Source organism: Ignavibacteriales bacterium (genome assembly GCA_026390595.1).
GTDB lineage: Bacteria > Bacteroidota > Ignavibacteria > UBA10030 > UBA10030 > UBA9647.
This window is the reverse complement of sequence record JAPLFQ010000015.1, coordinates 184,732-203,056: the sequence shown is the minus strand read 5'-3', so window position 1 is coordinate 203,056 and position 18,325 is coordinate 184,732. Positions and strand designations below refer to the sequence as shown.

The 18,325-nt window shown below is 55.0% G+C and carries 18 protein-coding genes; all 18 read right to left on the bottom strand.

Translation table 11 applies throughout. From position 1 onward, the window contains the following. Positions 1–194, bottom strand: a 194-nt coding sequence (locus tag NTU47_06870; GenBank protein MCX6133518.1) for an uL14 family ribosomal protein, incomplete at its 3' end; no start/stop codon positions are given. Between the two features lie 42 nt (positions 195–236). Then, positions 237–518 (bottom strand): 30S ribosomal protein S17, encoded by a 282-nt coding sequence (gene rpsQ / locus NTU47_06865; protein ID MCX6133517.1) that lies wholly within the window; start codon positions 516–518, stop codon positions 237–239. A 3-nt stretch (positions 519–521) separates the two neighbouring features. Then, positions 522–758: a 50S ribosomal protein L29 gene (rpmC, locus tag NTU47_06860; protein ID MCX6133516.1), complete on the bottom strand. Its 237-nt coding sequence runs from the start codon at positions 756–758 to the stop codon at positions 522–524. Positions 759–781: 23 nt separating this feature from the next. After that, a complete protein-coding gene (gene rplP, locus NTU47_06855; protein MCX6133515.1) occupies positions 782–1,204 on the bottom strand; it encodes a 50S ribosomal protein L16 in 423 nt (140 codons plus the stop codon). Positions 1,205–1,221: 17 nt separating this feature from the next. Next, the gene (rpsC, locus tag NTU47_06850) at positions 1,222–1,860 is read right to left on the bottom strand and encodes a 30S ribosomal protein S3 (GenBank protein ID MCX6133514.1); all 639 of its coding nucleotides are present in this window, start codon (positions 1,858–1,860) and stop codon (positions 1,222–1,224) included. 12 nt (positions 1,861–1,872) lie between these two features. Beyond that, positions 1,873–2,337, bottom strand: a complete 465-nt coding sequence (rplV, locus tag NTU47_06845; GenBank protein ID MCX6133513.1) for a 50S ribosomal protein L22 — start codon at positions 2,335–2,337, stop codon at positions 1,873–1,875. Between the two features lie 20 nt (positions 2,338–2,357). Continuing rightward, positions 2,358–2,645: a 30S ribosomal protein S19 gene (gene rpsS / locus NTU47_06840; protein MCX6133512.1), complete on the bottom strand. Its 288-nt coding sequence runs from the start codon at positions 2,643–2,645 to the stop codon at positions 2,358–2,360. Positions 2,646–2,680: 35 nt separating this feature from the next. Further along, positions 2,681–3,514 (bottom strand): 50S ribosomal protein L2, encoded by an 834-nt coding sequence (gene rplB / locus NTU47_06835; GenBank protein ID MCX6133511.1) that lies wholly within the window; start codon positions 3,512–3,514, stop codon positions 2,681–2,683. A 22-nt stretch (positions 3,515–3,536) separates the two neighbouring features. Next, on the bottom strand, positions 3,537–3,827 hold the full coding sequence (rplW, locus tag NTU47_06830; protein ID MCX6133510.1) for a 50S ribosomal protein L23: 291 nt from the start codon (positions 3,825–3,827) through the stop codon (positions 3,537–3,539). A gap of 9 nt (positions 3,828–3,836) precedes the next feature. After that, positions 3,837–4,466, bottom strand: coding sequence for a 50S ribosomal protein L4 (gene rplD / locus NTU47_06825; protein ID MCX6133509.1), 630 nt, complete (start codon positions 4,464–4,466; stop codon positions 3,837–3,839). Between the two features lie 25 nt (positions 4,467–4,491). Next, positions 4,492–5,118, bottom strand: a complete 627-nt coding sequence (gene rplC / locus NTU47_06820) for a 50S ribosomal protein L3 (GenBank protein ID MCX6133508.1) — start codon at positions 5,116–5,118, stop codon at positions 4,492–4,494. A gap of 108 nt (positions 5,119–5,226) precedes the next feature. After that, positions 5,227–5,535 carry a 30S ribosomal protein S10 gene (gene rpsJ / locus NTU47_06815; protein ID MCX6133507.1) on the bottom strand — a complete coding sequence of 103 codons (309 nt, stop codon included), beginning with the start codon at positions 5,533–5,535 and terminating at the stop codon, positions 5,227–5,229. Between the two features lie 72 nt (positions 5,536–5,607). Continuing rightward, entirely contained in the window at positions 5,608–6,819 is a 1,212-nt protein-coding gene (gene tuf, locus NTU47_06810) for an elongation factor Tu (protein MCX6133506.1), read from the bottom strand. A 51-nt stretch (positions 6,820–6,870) separates the two neighbouring features. Then, positions 6,871–8,973, bottom strand: a complete 2,103-nt coding sequence (fusA, locus tag NTU47_06805; GenBank protein MCX6133505.1) for an elongation factor G — start codon at positions 8,971–8,973, stop codon at positions 6,871–6,873. Positions 8,974–9,059: 86 nt separating this feature from the next. After that, complete coding sequence (gene rpsG / locus NTU47_06800) at positions 9,060–9,527, bottom strand: 30S ribosomal protein S7 (GenBank protein ID MCX6133504.1); 468 nt, start codon at positions 9,525–9,527, stop codon at positions 9,060–9,062. 14 nt (positions 9,528–9,541) lie between these two features. Then, complete coding sequence (gene rpsL / locus NTU47_06795; GenBank protein MCX6133503.1) at positions 9,542–9,919, bottom strand: 30S ribosomal protein S12; 378 nt, start codon at positions 9,917–9,919, stop codon at positions 9,542–9,544. Between the two features lie 109 nt (positions 9,920–10,028). After that, positions 10,029–14,327 (bottom strand): DNA-directed RNA polymerase subunit beta', encoded by a 4,299-nt coding sequence (gene rpoC, locus NTU47_06790; GenBank protein MCX6133502.1) that lies wholly within the window; start codon positions 14,325–14,327, stop codon positions 10,029–10,031. A gap of 80 nt (positions 14,328–14,407) precedes the next feature. Continuing rightward, positions 14,408–18,184, bottom strand: coding sequence for a DNA-directed RNA polymerase subunit beta (gene rpoB / locus NTU47_06785; protein ID MCX6133501.1), 3,777 nt, complete (start codon positions 18,182–18,184; stop codon positions 14,408–14,410). Positions 18,185–18,325: the final 141 nt, after the last annotated feature.

Sequence of the window (18,325 nt, the reverse complement as noted above, 5' to 3'; positions counted from 1 at the left end):
GTGCGAACCACGACCGCGCGGGAGACCTCCCCTTTCTTCACGGGGGCACCAGGAATGGCACTCTTGACCGCTACAACAATCAGGTCGCCCAATGACGCATAGCGCCTGTCGTGCCCGCCAAGAACCCGGATGCACCGTACTTTCTTTGCACCGGAGTTGTCTGCGACTACAAGATTCGTTTCTTCCTGGATCATGGGTTACTCCTCGTAATGCTCGTCGTGTTCAGGAACAGCCACTTACTTTGCTTTTTCTACCACTTCGACCAACCGCCATCGTTTCTGCTTGCTTATCGGCCTGGTCTCCATGATTTTCACGGTGTCTCCGATACCGGCTTCCCGTTTCTCGTCGTGCGCCATCAGAGTCGACGTCTGCTTGTAGTACTTCTTGTACAGCGGATGCGGCACCTTTCGTTCGAGAGATATCACAATGCTCTTTTGCATCTTGTTGCTGATGACCTTGCCGACGCGTACTTTGCGGCGATTGCGTCGTGCGGGGGCTGTTGTCTCGGCAGTGCTCATTCCTTACGCCTTCTTCTGATTAGCAGATTGATCGGTCTGTGGCTCAGGTTTCTTCAATTGACGCTCGCGGAGAATACTCTTCATCCGCGCAATGTCTTTTCTCGTCAACCGAAGCTTCATCGGATTCTCCAGCTGGCTGATTACCTTCTGAAAACGAAGATTCGCAAGACTTTCTTCTTCTTCCTGGATCCTCTTGATCAGCTCCGTGTCGGAGAGTTCACGTAATTCAAACGCTTTCATCGAAACTCCTTTGCCTCGTAGAATTATTGGGCTTCGTAATCGACCCGCGTGACCAGCTTCACCTTGATGGGAAGCTTATGGGACGCCAGCTTGAACGCTTCCGCGGCCAATTCCCGCGTGACACCGCCAAGCTCGAACATGACGCGGCCCGGTTTCACAACGGCAACCCAGAACTCCGGAACACCTTTGCCGCTTCCCATACGGGTCTCAGCAGGCTTCTTCGTCACCGGTTTGTCCGGAAAAATCCGGATCCACACTTTGCCCTCGCGCTTCATCATCCGGGTCAACGCGACACGGGTGGCTTCGATCTGTCGCTGCGTGATCCATGCCGGCTCCAACGCTTTGAGACCGAAATCTCCGAAGGCGACCTGCGCTCCGCGCGTGGCCTTGCCCCGCATGCGGCCGCGCTGGGTTTTTCTGAATTTCACTCTCTTTGGCATCAACATACGTCAAACACTCCTTTTTAGCGGTTCACCGGGCCAAGGATCTCGCCCTTGCAGATCCAGACTTTGATCCCGATCGCACCGTAGATCGTCCGGGAGGTCGCTGTCGCATAATCGATGTCGGCACGGATGGTGTGCAACGGGATGCGGCCTTCCTTATACTGTTCACGCCGCGCAATTTCAGCCCCGCCCAATCGCCCACCGCACATGACGCGGATCCCCTCAGCGCCCATGCGCATCGCGGCAGTGATCGACTGCTTCATCGCACGTCGGAAGGAGATTCTCCCTTCGATCTGCGAAGCGATGGCTTCCGCGACAAGCTGCGCATCGAGTTCCGGCCGTTTGATTTCATGGATGAGAATCTTGACGTCCTTCGAGGTAACCTTTTTGAGCTCTTCCTCGAGCTGGGCAATTTCCTTCCCGCTCTTTCCGATTACGATACCGGGGCGCGACGTGTGAATAGTAATCACAGCGCGCTTTGGCGTCCGATCGATCAGAATTCGGGATATTCCAGCTTTCTTGAGGCGGTTCCGGACGTAGTTCCGGACCATCAAATCCTCCTGTAGCTTTCCTGCGAACCCTTTCTCGTCATACCAGTTTGAATCCCACAGCTTGGTAATGCCGAGACGAAATCCAATCGGATGCGTTTTCTGACCCAAGAGATCCTCCTCTTAACTTGCCTTTGATTCTGACTTCGGTTCCTGTTTCGTTGCTTTCGATTCTTTCTTCTTCGCCTTCGGCGCCGTCTCTTCCGCTGCTGCCTTCGGAGCCGCCGCTTTCGCTTTCGCCTTGGCTGCACGGGTAGCAACGACAATTGTCAGGTGATGCGAACGCTTCCGGATGCGAAACGCGCGCCCCATCGGTGCCGGGGAGATGCGCTTCACCATCGGTCCGCCGTCGACAAACACTGCCTTGACGAACATTGTCGCCGTGTCCACACGCCCCGCTTCGTCTTTGCTCTGCAGGTTCGAGATTGCCGACCGCAATACTTTCTCTGCGGTCCTGGACGCGTGCTTGGGGGAAAAATGAAGAATCGTCAATGCATCCTCGACCCCGCGGCCGCGAATGAGGTCGATGACAATCATCATCTTTCTCGGTGACGTACCAACAAATCGATTAATCGCTTGAGCTTCCATGCAAAATCCTCACTATGACTCTAGGCAGCCGATGTAGTTTTCTCAGATTTCAGACCAGGGTGACCACGGAACATCCGCGTGGGTGCAAACTCACCGAGCTTGTGGCCAACCATTGCTTCCTGGATGTACACCGGAATAAACTTGTTGCCGTTGTGAACGGCAAACGTGTGTCCAACGAAATCAGGAGTGATGGTGGACGACCGCGCCCAGGTCTTTATGACTTTCTTCTGGTTCGACTTATTCAGGGCTTCGACTTTCTGCCCCAGTTTTGGGTCGACGTATGGACCTTTTTTCAGTGAACGACTCATTGTGCTCTTCTTCTGTTATAAAGTGTGAGACTCTCTTACTTGCGGCGTTTCACAATGTAGCGATTGGATTGATTTTTCCGTTTGCGCGTTTTCAAACCCTTCGCGTATTTGCCCCAGGGCGATTCGGGATGCTGACCGCCGCCACCGCTCTTCGACCGGCCTTCGCCGCCACCCATCGGATGATCGACCGGGTTCATCGCCATACCGCGTGACTGCGGCCGGATGCCCAGCCAGCGGGAGCGTCCCGCTTTGCCAAGGCTGATGTTCTCGTGATCCGTGTTTCCTACAACTCCGATCGTTCCATAACAAATCGCGGGGATCTTGCGAACTTCGCCCGAAGGGAGTTTCAGCGTCACAAAATCGCCTTCCTTCGCCATCAGCTGAAGCGAGTTTCCCGCGCTCCGGCCAAGTTGCCCACCCTTCCCCGGCTTGATCTCAACGTTGTGCACAAACGTGCCCGCGGGGATCTCAATCAACGGCATGGAGTTCCCGAGCGTGACTTCAACGCCAGGCCCCGAAACCACCTTTTGCCCGACCTTCAGTCCGTCAGGAGCGAGAATATAGCGCCGCTCGCCGTCGATGTACTGGAGGAGTGCGATGCGTGCCGAACGATTCGGATCGTATTCGATCGCCGTGACCTTTGCTTCGACACCGTGGCGTTCGCGTTTGAAATCGACCATGCGGTACATGCGCTTGTGTCCGCCGCCGCGATGGCGCGAGGTGATGCGGCCATCGTTGTTCCTGCCCCCCGATTTTTTGATCGGCTTGAGCAACGACTTCTCTGGTGTGGTCTTTGTGATTTCCTCGAACGTCGAGATCGAATAGAATCTCGTCGCTGGGGTCATCGGCCGTAGTTTTCGAATTGCCATAGGATACCCGCTCTTCGGTCAATCAAACATTTTCAAAGTAATCGATCTTATCGCCCTCTTTGAGGGTGACAATCGCCTTTTTCCAGGTGTTCTTGCGTCCTTCAAACCGACCCCGCCGCGTCAACTGCGTCTTGCGCTTCCCCTTCACGGTCATGGTCCGGACGCTTGTCACGGTCACCTTGAATTTCTTCTCGACCGCCTGTGCGATCTGTATCTTGTTCGCATCGAGCGATACTTCGAAGGAGAACTGCCGCTTTTCCTGCAGCCCTGTGATTTTTTCTGTGACGATCGGTCGCTTCAAAATTCCAGTCATAGCCCTAGCCTAGTTCGTCAACGATTTCTGGAGAACTTCGACGGCGCTCTTCTGAATCAGCAGCACCTGTGTGTCGAGGATGTCGTACGTCGATGCCTTGCCGGCTTCCCGCACATTGATCGACGGGATGTTGCGGCCGGACTTATAAATGCCTTCTTCGTTCTTCGTGGTCAGCAACAGCGTCTTCTTGCCATAGATCGACAGCGCCTTCAGCACAATCATCAACTCTTTCGTCTTCGGCGCTTCAAGGCTGAAGTCTTCCACGACGACGATCGAATTGTCTTTCGCCTTGTAACTGAGAGCGGACCTTCTGGCGAGCGCACGGACTTTCGCCGACAGTTTTATCACATAATCGTGGGGCTTGGGCCCGAAGATCGAACCGCCGCCGACCCACACTCCGGATCGCGACGATCCCGAACGCGCACGGCCGGTCTTCTTCTGCTTGAAGGGCTTCTTGCCGCCCCCGCTCACCTCGCTGCGACCTTTGACCTTGTGCGTTCCCTGGCGCTTGTTTGCCTGGATAGAACGGACCGCCTGGTAGATGGCATGGTCATTCGGCGTGATCTCAAATACTTCGGGCGCGAGCGTCACTGTTTCGCCGCTCTTTGTGCCGTCTTTTTTATAGACTTCTAACTCCATGAGTTTTCTTCCCGAGCACTACGTGTCAGCTCTGTTTTACGATTTCGAGATAGCTATTGATGGCTCCGGGGACGGACCCCTTCACGATCAGGATGTTTGATTCGGCGATCACCTTAAGCACTGTGAGGTTTTTCACAGTCACCCGCTCCCCGCCCATCCGGCCTGCCATGCGTCGTCCCTTCATGACGCGCGAAGGATACGAGCTTGCGCCGATGGATCCGGGCGCGCGCACGCGGTCGGACTGACCGTGCGTGGTCATACCGACGCCGCTGAAGTGATGCCGCTTCACGACACCCTGAAAGCCCCGTCCCTTCGATCGCCCGACGACATCGACAACGTCGCCCTGCGTGAAGGAATCTACGCGGACTTCCTGCCCGATCTGAAACTGCGTCCCGTTGAAAATGCGGAACTCCGAGATGAGGCGCAGCGGTTTCACGCCGCTCTTCTTGAAGTGCCCTTTCAACGGCTTGTTCACAAGCCGCTCTTTGATTTCATCAAAGCCGAGCTGGACAGCTTCATACCCGTCCCTGTCCTTCGTCCTGACTTGCGTGACGTAGCACGGACCGGCCTCGATGATGGTGCAGGGAATCATCTGCCCGTTGTCATCAAAGATACTTGTCATTCCAATCTTCTTGCCGAGAATGCTGCTCACTGTTCTGCTCCTGAGTCATCCCCTTGCCGGCCCACGCATTGTGTCCGGGCAAGGCTCTCATTACAAAATGGAAATAAGTGAAGGTTTCGTCCGATCAACCGAGCGACACTATACTTTGATCTCTACGTCAACGCCGGCAGGCAATTCCAGCTTCATCAACGAATCCACCGTCTTGCTTGTCGAGTTGAGAATGTCGATCAAACGTTTGTGCGATCGCGTTTCGAATTGCTCGCGCGATTTCTTGTCAACGTGAGGAGACCGGTTCACGACGTACAGCGACCGCTTCGTGGGCAACGGAATGGGACCTGACACTACGGCTCCGGTTGCTTTGACCGTCTTGATGATCTTCTCAGCCGATTTATCGATCAGATTGTGATCGTACGACTTTAACTTGATGCGAATCTTCTGACCAGCCAACGAAGATTCCTCCCTCAGTTACGAGAATGAAAAAAGTGAAAGGGTTCCGGCCAGAAGCCAGAACCCCTAGGATTACTCAACGATTTTTGATACGACACCTGCGCCCACCGTACGTCCGCCTTCGCGGATGGCGAAACGGAGGCCCTCTTCCATAGCAACGTCGGAGACAAGCTCAACCAGCATGTTGTCCACGTTGTCACCCGGCATCACCATCTCAATACCGCCCGGGAGAGAGACGACACCCGTCACGTCCGTCGTCCGGAAGTAGAACTGGGGACGGTAACCGTTCATAAACGGCGTGTGACGTCCACCTTCGTCTTTCTTCAGAACGTAGACCTGTGCATTGAATTTCTTGTGAGGCGTGATCGAACCGGTCTTTGCAATGACCATTCCGCGCTCAAGTTCGTCCTTCTCAACACCGCGGAGAAGCAATCCGGCATTGTCACCCGCCGTGACTTCATCGAGCTCCTTGCGGAACATTTCCGCACCGGTAATGACCGTCTTCTTGTGCGCACCGAATCCTACCACTTCGACTTCGTCGCCGACCTTGGCTTTGCCGCGTTCGACACGACCGGTACCGACAGTTCCACGGCCCGTGATCGAGAACACGTCTTCGACCGGCATCAGGAACGGCTTGTCCACGTTGCGCAGCGGAAGCGGGATATAGCTGTCGACGGCATCCATCAGCTCATTGATGCACTGGAACGCCGGATCATCCGGCTTCACATCGGGCCGAAGCGCAGCTTCCATTGCCTTCAATGCGGAACCGCGAATAATCGGAATATCGTCGCCGGGGAAATCGTTCTTTTTCAGAAGGTCGCGCATTTCGAGCTCGACGAGATCCAGCAACTCCGGATCGTCCACTGCGTCAACCTTGTTCATGAACACGACAATCTTCGGCACGTTGACCTGGTGAGCCAGAAGGATGTGTTCACGAGTCTGGGGCATCGGGCCATCCGTTGCAGCAACAACCACGATTGCGCCGTCCATCTGGGCTGCGCCCGTGATCATATTCTTGATATAGTCAGCGTGACCCGGGCAGTCGACGTGTGCGTAGTGACGCTTCGCTGTCGAATACTCGACGTGCGCCGTGTTGATTGTAATACCACGGGCCTTCTCTTCAGGCGCGTTGTCGATCGAATCGAACGTGCGGATCGTGGACAACCCACGCTTCGCAAGCACCATCGTGATAGCCGCTGTGAGGGTCGTCTTTCCATGGTCAACGTGACCGATCGTCCCCACGTTTACGTGTGGCTTACTGCGATCAAATTTTTCCTTTGCCATGTGGATGATCTCCTTTGGTTGTGTCTTTGGTCTATTACTTTCGTTTTCCCATTACGCCGTGGCTGCTTCTTTGCCTCGAACTTTTTCGATGATCTGTTCAGAGATCGATTTCGGAACCTGCTCGTAGTGCGAGAATTGCATTGTGTAGAGCGCACGTCCCTGGGTCATCGATCGAACGACCGTCGCATACCCGAACATCTCCGAAAGGGGGACCGCCGCCTTGACCACCTGGGCATCCTTGCGGTTTGTCATTCCTTCGATCTTTCCGCGACGGGAACTGAGGTCACCCAGCACATCACCCAGATACTCTTCCGGCGTGACAACTTCGACTGCCATGATCGGCTCGAGAATGGCAGGGCCCGCTCTGCGTGCCGCCTCTTTGAACGCCATGGAACCGGCGATCTTGAAAGCCATTTCTGAGGAGTCCACGGCGTGGAACGATCCGTCGAACAATCTCACCTTCACATCCTCTACAGGATAGCCGGCAAGAACTCCGTTCTTCATCGCTTCCATAATTCCTTGTTCAGTCGGCTTGATATACTCACGCGGTATCGAACCGCCGACGGTGTCGTTCTCGAACTCGAAGCCCTTCCCCTTTTCATTGGGCTCAATTTCAATCCAGACATGTCCGAATTGACCGCGGCCACCGCTCTGACGAACGAACTTCCCTTCCGCTTCGATTTTCTTTGTGATGGTTTCCTTGTACGCGACTTGCGGCTTTCCGACGTTTGCCTCGACACGGAACTCACGCTTCATGCGGTCGACGATAATTTCGAGATGGAGCTCTCCCATCCCGCTGATGATCGTCTGTCCGGTCTCCTCGTTGGAGGAAACGCGAAACGTGGGATCTTCTTCTGCCAATCGCTGAAGCGCTTCGCCGAGTTTTTCCTGATCGGCCTTTGTCTTCGGCTCGATCGCCACGTCGATAACGGGTTCAGGGAATATCATCTTCTCCAGCAGCACCGGATCGTCTTCGTTCGACAGCGTGTCACCGGTCCGGGTACTCTTCAGTCCTATGCCAGCGACAATGTCACCCGCAAACGCCTGGTCAACCTCTTCCCGGTGGTTGGCGTGCATACGCAGCAATCGGGACATCCGCTCTTTCTTGTCGTTCGTCACGTTATACACATACGAACCTGATGATATCGTTCCCGAATATACTCTGAAATATGTCAGCCGGCCGACGAACGGATCAGTCATGATCTTGAACGCCAGCGCGGAGAACTGTTCCTGATCGCTCACCTTTCGGACCACATCATCCCGTCTGTGGGGATGGTGACCGTGGATTTCGCCATTGTTGATATCGACCGGCGCAGGAAGAAGCTCGATGATGGCGTCCAGAAGGTTCTGAACACCCTTGTTCTTGAATGATGAGCCGCACAAAACCGGAATGATACTGACTTTCAAGGTTGCTCGACGGAGAACGTCTCTGACCTCAGCCGGCGAAATCTCTTTCCCTTCCAGATACTTCTCGAGGAGCGTATCGTCTTCATCCGCCACCGCTTCCAGCATCTTGATGCGGTACTCGTTCGCCTTCGGGCGCAGCTTCTCGGGGATTTCGATATCGTCCCACGTGGCGCCCTGTGTCCCCTCGTGATACATCCTCGCCTTCATCGTAATGAGGTCGATGATACCGGCGAACATTTCGCCTTCTCCCACAGGGATATGGACGGGAATAGCGTTCGCCTTGAGGCGCGAGCGCATCATATCGACAACACTCAGGAAATCCGCCCCGGCGCGATCCATTTTGTTGACAAAAGCGATGCGCGGCACGCCGTACTTGTCGGCTTGGCGCCAGACTGTTTCCGATTGGGGTTCCACACCGCCCACGGAACAGAACAACGCCACAGCGCCATCGAGCACGCGCAATGAGCGTTCAACTTCGATCGTGAAATCGACATGTCCCGGCGTATCAATAATATTGATTTGATGGTTCCGCCAGAAACAAGTCGTTGCAGCACTTGTAATCGTGATGCCCCTTTCCTTCTCCTGCTCCATCCAATCCATCGTCGCTGCGCCGTCATGCACTTCACCCATACGGTGCAACACGCCTGTATAAAACAGGATGCGCTCCGTTGTGGTGGTCTTACCGGCATCGATGTGAGCCATGATGCCGATATTCCTGGTCTTCTCTAAGGAGTATTCGCGGGGCATAAAATTACATTAAGCCGAGGGGGCAGTAATCCCCCTGCGGTATGTGATGACAGTATGAATTAAATTTTAGAACGAACGGTACGAAATTACCACTTAAAGTGGGCAAAAGCCTTGTTGGCTTCCGCCATGCGATGGACATCGTCCTTCTTCTTGATTGCGCCGCCTTCACCTGAAGCAGCAGCCATCAATTCGGAAGCTAGTTTCTGAGCCATCGATGTATCCGAGCGTTCTTTGGAGTAGCCAATCAACCAGCGGATAGCAAGAGCGGTTCGTCGCTCGGGACGAACTTCTGTGGGAACTTGATAGGTAGCACCACCGACTCTGCGTGCGCGCACTTCGATCATGGGCGACGCATTATTAACCGCTTTCTTGAAAACATCCAGAGGCTTATTCTTGGTTTTCTCCTCGATGAGGTCGAAGGCTCCGTAGAGGATGCCCCGGGCAGTGTGCTTTTTGCCCCCCTTCAGCAAGGAATTGATGAAGCGTGAAACCAGAATATCCTGATACTTCGGATCAGGATTCGCAATACGTTTTGTTGACCGTTTCTTTCTCATCAGTTCTCTGCGACCTAAGCCTGTTTCGGCTTTTTGGCTCCGTACTTTGAACGCCCCTGTTTCCGATCCTGCACACCCTGCGTGTCCAGCGTCCCACGAATAATGTGGTAGCGAACACCCGGGAGATCCTTGACACGGCCGCCTCTGATCAGAACGATAGAGTGTTCTTGCAGATTATGGCCTTCACCTGGGATGTAGGCAGTTACCTCCATACCATTGGTCAGGCGGACACGAGCGACTTTTCTGAGAGCTGAGTTTGGTTTCTTAGGAGTTGTCGTATAAACCCTTGTGCACACGCCCCGTTTTTGCGGGCTGGACTGCAGCGCAGGGGATTTACTTTTCCACAGTACCGCTTCTCTGCTGTTGCGAACGAGTTGATTAATTGTTGGCAATCAGATCGACTCCTCTTGAGGCAAAAAGTTGATTAAAATAGCTTTTTAATGTACTACTATTTGAACACTTTGTCAAACACTTTCTTCCAGATCAGCAGAAAATCTATCCCTACGGAGCGACAATTCGCACCCTCTTCTTCCGCTCCTTGGGCTCCTCGACCTCAACGACCTCCCCTGGAGCCGCAACGGCCTCGACCACCGCTGCCACCACGACTTCAGGCGACTCTACGAAAAGATCGCGGTATTTCTTCTGCCCTGTTCCGGCTGGAATCAGGTGACCCATGATCACATTTTCCTTCAATCCGAGCAAATTATCGACTTTTCCTTCGATTGCGGCATCTGTCAAGACCTTTGTCGTTTCTTGGAATGACGCTGCAGAGATCCAGCTGTCCGTCGTCAACGACGCCTGCGTGATACCCAACAGGATCGGCTCGGATGTGGCCGGCTCTGTATCTCGGACTTCCACAACCTTTTTCGCCTTCTTCCGGATATCGGCGTTGATCTCCCGGACCGCCTTCTTGGTCGTTGAAGCCCCCAGCTTCAGTTTCGAATCCCCCTTGTTCACGACGACCACTTTTCCGACCAGGCTGTCGTTCTCGTCATGGAGACGTGATTTATCGACGTTGTCTCCTTCCAGGTACTTCGTATCACCCGGATCCACGATTCGCTCCTTCTGCATCATCATGCGAACGATGACTTCGATGTGCTTGTCGTTGATTTTCACACCCTGCATCCGGTACACTTCCTGGATTTCGTTTACGAGATATTCCTGGACAGCGGTCGTACCCTTGATCTTCAGAATATCGTGAGGATCGATGGCTCCCGCTGAGAGACGCTCGCCGGCACGGACGACATCGTTGTCCTGAACAAGAATGTGCTTGCCAAGGGGGATGAGATATGTCCGCTTGTCCTTGGTGTCATGACTCTGGACAAACACTTCGCGCGCACCGCGTTTCGGCTGACCAATCGTGACAACACCGTCGATCTCAGTGACAACCGCCGGATCGTTCGGATGGCGGCCTTCGAAGAGTTCAGTGACACGAGGCAAACCGCCCGTGATATCGCGCGTCTTGCCGATGTCGCGTGGGATCTTCACAAGCACCGTGCCCGCGTGGATCTCCTCGCCGTCGTCCACGATAAGATGTGCACGGGTCGGGATTGGATAGCTGGCGAGTTTCTGCCCCTTCGCGTTGAGGACCGTGATCGCCGGGATAAAACTCTTCTCACGGCTGTCGATGACGACCTTCTGGATATGACCAGTTTGCTCATCCGGCTCTTCCCGGAAGGTCACGTTCTCCTTCAGATCGATGTACTTCAACGTTCCTTTGTGCTCCGAGACGATTACTGCGTTGTACGGATCCCATTCGTAGATCATCTCGGCTTTGGCGACTCTCGCACCGTCGCGAATCATGATCACCGAACCATAGGGAACGTCGTACTTCGTCAGCACCCGATTGTCATCATCGATGATGTTGATGACGCCGCTGCGACCGGAGGCAATCAGATGCTTGCCTGTTTCAGAATCTACCTCGATCGTCTTCAGGCCTTCATATTTCACACGGCCTTCGAATTTCGAAACGATCTGCGATTGCGCTGCGATCAAACTCGCGGTGCCGCCGGTGTGGAATGTACGCAGTGTCAACTGTGTGCCCGGCTCGCCAATGGACTGCGCTGCGATAACGCCAGTGGCAGTGCCAGGCTCAACCAGCTTGCCTGTGGTAAGATCTCTGCCGTAGCAATTCGCGCAAATCCCGCGACGCGAAGAGCAGGTCAACGCCGAACGGATTTCAACGAGCTCGATAGAAGTCTCGGAGATCCGTTGCGCCTTTTCTTCGTCAATCACTTCGCCTGTCTTGACGATAATCTGGCCCGACAGAGGGTCGGTGACGTCGTGGACAGAGACGCGCCCGAGGATACGTTCGGCCAACGGCTCCTTCACGTCCTCCCCTTCCTTCAGGGCTCCTGTGAGTACCCCACGGATTGTACCGCAATCTTCTTCGGCGATGATGGCATCCTGCGCAACGTCGATGAGACGGCGTGTGAGGTATCCTGCGTCGGCCGTCTTCAATGCGGTGTCGGCAAGTCCTTTGCGAGCTCCGTGCGTGGAGATGAAGTACTCAAGAATCGACAATCCCTCGCGGAAGTTTGCAGTGATCGGGTTTTCGATCAATTCGCCTGTCGCACCCGACATGCTCTTCTGCGGCTTTGCCATCAGACCGCGCATACCGGCGAGCTGACGGACCTGCTCTTTCGAACCGCGGGCTCCCGAGTCGACCATCATATAGAGCGAGTTGAACCCTTCCTTGGAATGCTGCAACGAATCGAACAATTTTTCAGCAATTCTGCTCGTCGCGCGGGTCCAGATATCGATGACCTTGTTATAGCGTTCGCCGTTTGTGATAAAGCCCCGATAGTACTGGTTTTCGACCCCTTCGACGTCCTTCTGGGCTTTTGCGACCATCTCGTATTTCTCACGCGGGATGATCACATCTCCGATGGAGACGGACAATCCGCCCTGCGTCGCATACTGGAAGCCGAGGCTTTTCAGGTTGTCGAGGAATTTTGCCGTGACGAGGTTTCCGCATCGGCGGAAGACGTTGGCGATAATCTGAACGAGACGCTTTTTGTTCAGGAGCTCGTTGATGAACGGGACATCCTTCGGAACAATCTGGTTGAAGATCACGCGGCCGGTTGTCGTTTCGATGATCGTACCATCGACGCGAACCTTGACGCGTGCGTGAAGCCCGATTTTCTTCTGGTCGAACGCAATGATCACTTCCTGCGGCGAGAAGAAGGTGATAGCCTCTCCGGGATCGCCGGCTCGAGACTTTGTCAGGTAGTAACAGCCGAGCACTTGGTCTTGCGTGGGCGTGACGACTGGAGCGCCGCTTGCAGGAGACAGGATATTATGGCTCGACAGCATAAGAATGCGCGCTTCGGTCTGCGCTTCGTACGACAACGGCACGTGCACGGCCATCTGGTCACCGTCGAAGTCTGCGTTGAACGCGGTGCAGACCATCGGGTGAATACGAATGGCTTTGCCTTCCACCAGCACAGGCTGGAACGCCTGGATGCCGAGTCGGTGCAGCGTGGGAGCACGGTTGAGGAGCACCGGATGTCCATCGATGATATGGTCAAGAATATCCCAGACTTCCGGGCCCTTCTTGTCGACCATCTTTTTTGCGCTCTTTACCGTCTTCACCAGTCCGCGCTCGATGAGCTTGCGGATGATGTGTGGCTTGAACAACTCGACTGCCATATCCTTCGGCAGTCCGCACTCGTGAAGCTTCAACTCCGGTCCGACGACGATTACCGAACGGCCTGAGTAATCGACGCGCTTGCCGAGAAGGTTTTGACGGAACCGGCCCTGCTTCCCCTTCAGCATATCGGAAAGGGATTTGAGCGCACGGTTGTTGTCGCTCCGGACTGCGTTCACACGACGGGAGTTGTCGAGCAGCGAATCAACAGCTTCCTGGAGCATTCTCTTCTCGTTTCGAAGAATAACTTCAGGAGCCTTGATCTCGATCAGTCTCTTTAAACGGTTGTTACGGATAATGACGCGGCGGTAGAGATCATTCAGATCGGATGTCGCGAACCGCCCCCCTTCCAACGGCACCAACGGGCGCAATTCAGGCGGGATAACCGGAATGACGTCGAGCACCATCCAGTCGGGCTTGTTCGGCGCGTTGATCTCACTCTTGCGGAATGCCTCGATCACACGCAGGCGCTTGAGGGCTTCCGTCTTCTTCTGCACTGACGTTTCGGTCTTGACTTCCGTGCGCAATTCGAGTCCGAGCTCCTCGACGTTGACACGGCGGAGCAGGTCCTTGATCGCGTCGCCGCCCATTTTGGCGATGAACTTCTTCGGGTCGGAATCTTCGAGGTCCTGGTTGTTCTCGGGCAGCGAAGCCATGATCTCGAGGTACTGGTCCTCGGTGATCAGGTCCTGCTTCTGAATTCCCGTTGTGCCCGGGTTGATGACGACGTATGATTCGTAGTAGATGATCTTTTCGAGTTCTTTGCTCGAAAGCCCGAGCGTATGCCCAATCTTGCTGGGGAGTGAACGGAAGTACCAGATATGCACGACAGGTACCGCAAGGGCGATATGGCCCATCCGCTCGCGCCGGACACTTTTCTGCGTCACTTCAACGCCGCACCGATCGCACGTGATCCCTTTGTACCGGATGCGTTTGTATTTACCGCAATGGCATTCCCAATCGCGTACCGGCCCGAAAATTTTCTCGCAAAAGAGACCATCTTTCTCTGGGCGGAACGAACGATAATTGATTGTTTCCGGCTTCGTTACCTCGCCATGCGAGCGGGCCAGAATCATGTCAGGCGATGCCAGGCTAATGATGATCTTGGAGAAGGTCTTCTTCGCTGTCGCTTCGCTTGATGTAAATGGCATGTAAAACCTCCATCGAACAATTGTGTTTGCTGCGCCAGAGCGCAGACCAGTTCAGGGTCGCACGTGCAGGTCGGACCTCATCACTCAATCTTGATTTCGAGTCCGAGACCCTGGAGCTCACGAATGAGCACGTTGAAGGATTCAGGTATGTTCGGCTCAGGCAGATTGTCACCCTTGACGATCGCTTCGTAGACCTTTGCACGGCCCACGACGTCGTCAGACTTGACGGTGAGGATCTCCTGCAGCACATGCGACGCGCCGTATCCTTCGAGCGCCCACACTTCCATCTCACCAAACCTCTGGCCGCCGACTTGCGCTTTACCACCCAGCGGTTGCTGTGTAATAAGTGAATATGGCCCGATGGAACGGGCGTGGATTTTGTCATCTACAAGATGCGAGAGCTTCATCATGTAGATGTATCCAACACTGACCTCCTGGTCGAACGGCTCGCCGCTCCGTCCGTCGATCAGGACTGATTTCGAATTCTCCGAGAGACCAGCCTTGCGCAGCTGTTCCTGCACATTCTCCCACGAGGCGCCATCGAAGATCGGCGATGCATACGTCACACCAAGCTCGTGACCGGCCCACCCGAGTGCCACCTCGAACAGCTGACCGAGGTTCATACGGGAAGGGACGCCCAGCGGGTTGAGGACGATATCGACCGGGCGGCCATTCGGGAGGAACGGCATGTCTTCGACAGGCACGATCGTCGAAACGACGCCCTTGTTTCCGTGACGGCCGGCCATCTTGTCGCCGACTGACAGCTTGCGCTTCTTGGCAACATAGACTTTCGCGAGCTGCACGATACCCGGCGCCAACTCGTCGCCAAGCTGAATCTTGTTCTTCTCGTGACGGTAGAGCTCTTCGACTTCGCTCAGTTTCTGCCGATAGTTTTCATAGATCTTCACGATCATGTTGTTCTTGCGCTTGTCATCAACCCATTCCTGGTTGTAGTCGAGCGCATCGAGATTTTCCAGCGACTTGAAGGAGTCTTCCTTCAGAGCTGTTCCGCTGCGGATGATGACGTTGCCGTCGTTGTCGCGGATACCGGTGGACTTTTCGCCGATCAGGAGCTGCTCGAGTTTCTTTCCGAGCTTCTCCTGCAGTTCCTTCAGGTCTTTCCGGCGGGAGCGATCGAGCGATTCGAGACGTTTCTTGTCGTCCTTCTTGCTCTCCGTATCCTTCTTCTTGCGGCTGAACAACTTGGTCGAGATGACGACACCCTTCATTCCCGGAGGAGCCTTCAGCGATGCGTCCTTCACGTCGCCGGCCTTTTCACCGAAGATCGCTTTCAGCAGTTTCTCTTCCGGCGTCGGGTCGGTTTCACCTTTCGGCGTGATCTTGCCGATGAGGATGTCACCTTCGTTCACTTCCGCGCCGATGCGCACGATGCCGTTTTCGTCGAGGTCCTTTGTCGCTTCCTCACTGACGTTCGGGATTTCACGGGTCAGTTCCTCTTCGCCGCGCTTCGTATCGCGGACCTGAAGCTCGAACTCCTCGATATGAATGGATGTGAAGACGTCTTCTGCAACAATCCGCTCGCTGATGATGATCGCGTCTTCGAAGTTGTAGCCGCGCCATGGCATGAAGGCAACAAGGACGTTCCGTCCGAGTGCCAGCTCGCCTTCGTCGGTTGCGCAACCGTCTGCCAGGACGTCCCCGCGCTTGATGCGATCTCCTTCTTTCACCACCGGCTTCTGATTGATGCAGGTGTCCTGGTTCGTGCGGAAAAACTTGGTGAGCTTGTATTCCACCCGGCGCTTGTCATCGAAACTGATGATCGCCTCGGTACTGTTTTCGTCGATGTCATACTGGACAACGATCGCGTCTGCGGTGACCGACTCGACACTGCCGTTGCGCTCTGCCGCGATGATTGTCCTGGAATCACGGGCGAGCTTTTCTTCGAGTCCCGTGCCGACGATCGGGGCTACCGGCACCAGCAGCGGGACTGCCTGGCGTTGCATGTTCGAGCCCATCAGCGCGCGGTTGGCGTCATCGTGCTCGAGGAACGGGATCAGCGCGGCAGCAGCGCTGACGATCTGGTTCGGAGCAACGTCCATGTACTGAATCTTGTCCGGCTCTGCGAGCGGGTAGTCGCTCTGGAACCGGGATTTGACTCTCTCTTCCTTGAAGCGACCGCGCTCATCGACCACGGCGTTTGCCTGAGCGATCGTTACCTCGTCTTCCTTCTCTGCCGCGAGGAAGTCGATTTCTTCCGTCACCTTTCCCCCTTTGACCTTGCGGTACGGGGTCTCGATGAAGCCGAAATCGTTGATCCGGGCATGGATGCAGAGAGAAGAGATGAGACCGATGTTCGGCCCTTCCGGCGTTTCGATCGGGCACAAGCGGCCGTAGTGCGTGTAGTGAACGTCACGGACTTCGAAGCCCGCTCGTTCGCGAGTCAGACCGCCCGGTCCAAGGGCAGACACACGGCGTTTGTGTGTCATTTCTGCCAGAGGATTGGTCTGGTCCATAAACTGGGAGAGCTGGTTCGTACCGAAGAACGCATTGATCACGCTTGTGATCGTCCGCGCGTTCACCAGATCCTGCGGCGTAATCGTCTCGCTGTCGCGGAGATTCATACGCTCACGGATGGTGCGCGTCATGCGCGAGAGGCCGACATTGAACTGCTGTGCCAGCTGCTCGCCCACAGTGCGGACGCGGCGGTTGCCCAGGTGATCGATGTCGTCGACATTCTTCTTGCCCTGCTGGAGATCGATGAGGTACTTCACGATCGCGACGATGTCCTCGCGGGTAAGGGTCGTGACGTCTTCCTTGATCGTCAGGCCGAGCTTGGCGTTCATGCGATGGCGTCCCACATCGCCGAGGTCGTATCGTTTCGGGTTGAAGAACAACCGGTCGATCAGGTTCTTTGCCGTATCGAGGTCCGGCGCTTCGCCCGAGCGGAGCTGCGAATAGATTGTTTCGAGAGCATCTTCCTCGGAGCGGGCGACGTCACGCAGGATCGTATTCGCGATCACGGAGCGCGAGTCCATCGCCTCCGATTTCAACAGGCGGATCTTTTTCAAATCTGCCTTCTTGATCTGCTTGACGTTCTCTTCGGTGAGCTTCGCGTCCTTGTTGATGAAGATTTCGCCGGTCTTCTTATCGAACACGTCGCTGCAAATCGTGCGGCCGACATAATCCTTCAAGGCGACCTTGTTCACTTCGACTTCCTCGACCAGATCGAAGAGGTCAAGGATTTCATCGTCCGACGAATACCCCAGTGCGCGCAACAGGGTCGTGACCGGGAATTTCTTCTTCCGATCGATATAGGCATACATCACGTTGTTGATGTCCGTAGAGAACTCCACCCACGAACCGCGGAACGGGATGATACGCGCCGAGTACATCAGCGTCCCGTTCGGATGGACAGACTCGCCAAAGAACACGCCGGGCGAACGATGGAGCTGGCTGACGACCACGCGTTCGGCACCGTTGATGATGAACGTGCCGCGCATCGTCATCGCCGGAAGATTCCCGAGATAGACTTCCTGTTCGACGGTATCGGTGAATTCCTGGCTGCCTTCCCTCTTCGAGGAAAGGCGCAACTTTGCCTTGAGTGGCACGGAGAAGGTCAATCCGCGCTCCTGGCATTCGACGACGGAGTATTTCGGTTTCTCGACGTAGTACTCCGCAAACTCGAGCAGGAAGTTTTCCCGGGCGTCGGTGATCGGGAAGTTCATTTCGAATACCTGCTGCAGGCCATGCCTCTTCCGACGATGGGGCGGCACCTCCGACTGCAGGAACTTGTTGAACGAGTCGATTTGGACGTTGAGCAGGTCCGGTGTTTCAATTACCGATGGAATGCGGCCGAAGGAGATTCGACCGTCTGAGCCATTGGATTGGTTCTTCAATTCAACCACTCCTTTTAAAATGGATAGATGAATCGCACATCAAGAGCCCGAACATCGTTGTTATCTGGGATTCCCGCAGGATTCGAGTCAGCTTGTGAGGGGCTCGTGAAAGCTGCTCTCTAAAGATAGCTCAAGCCGATG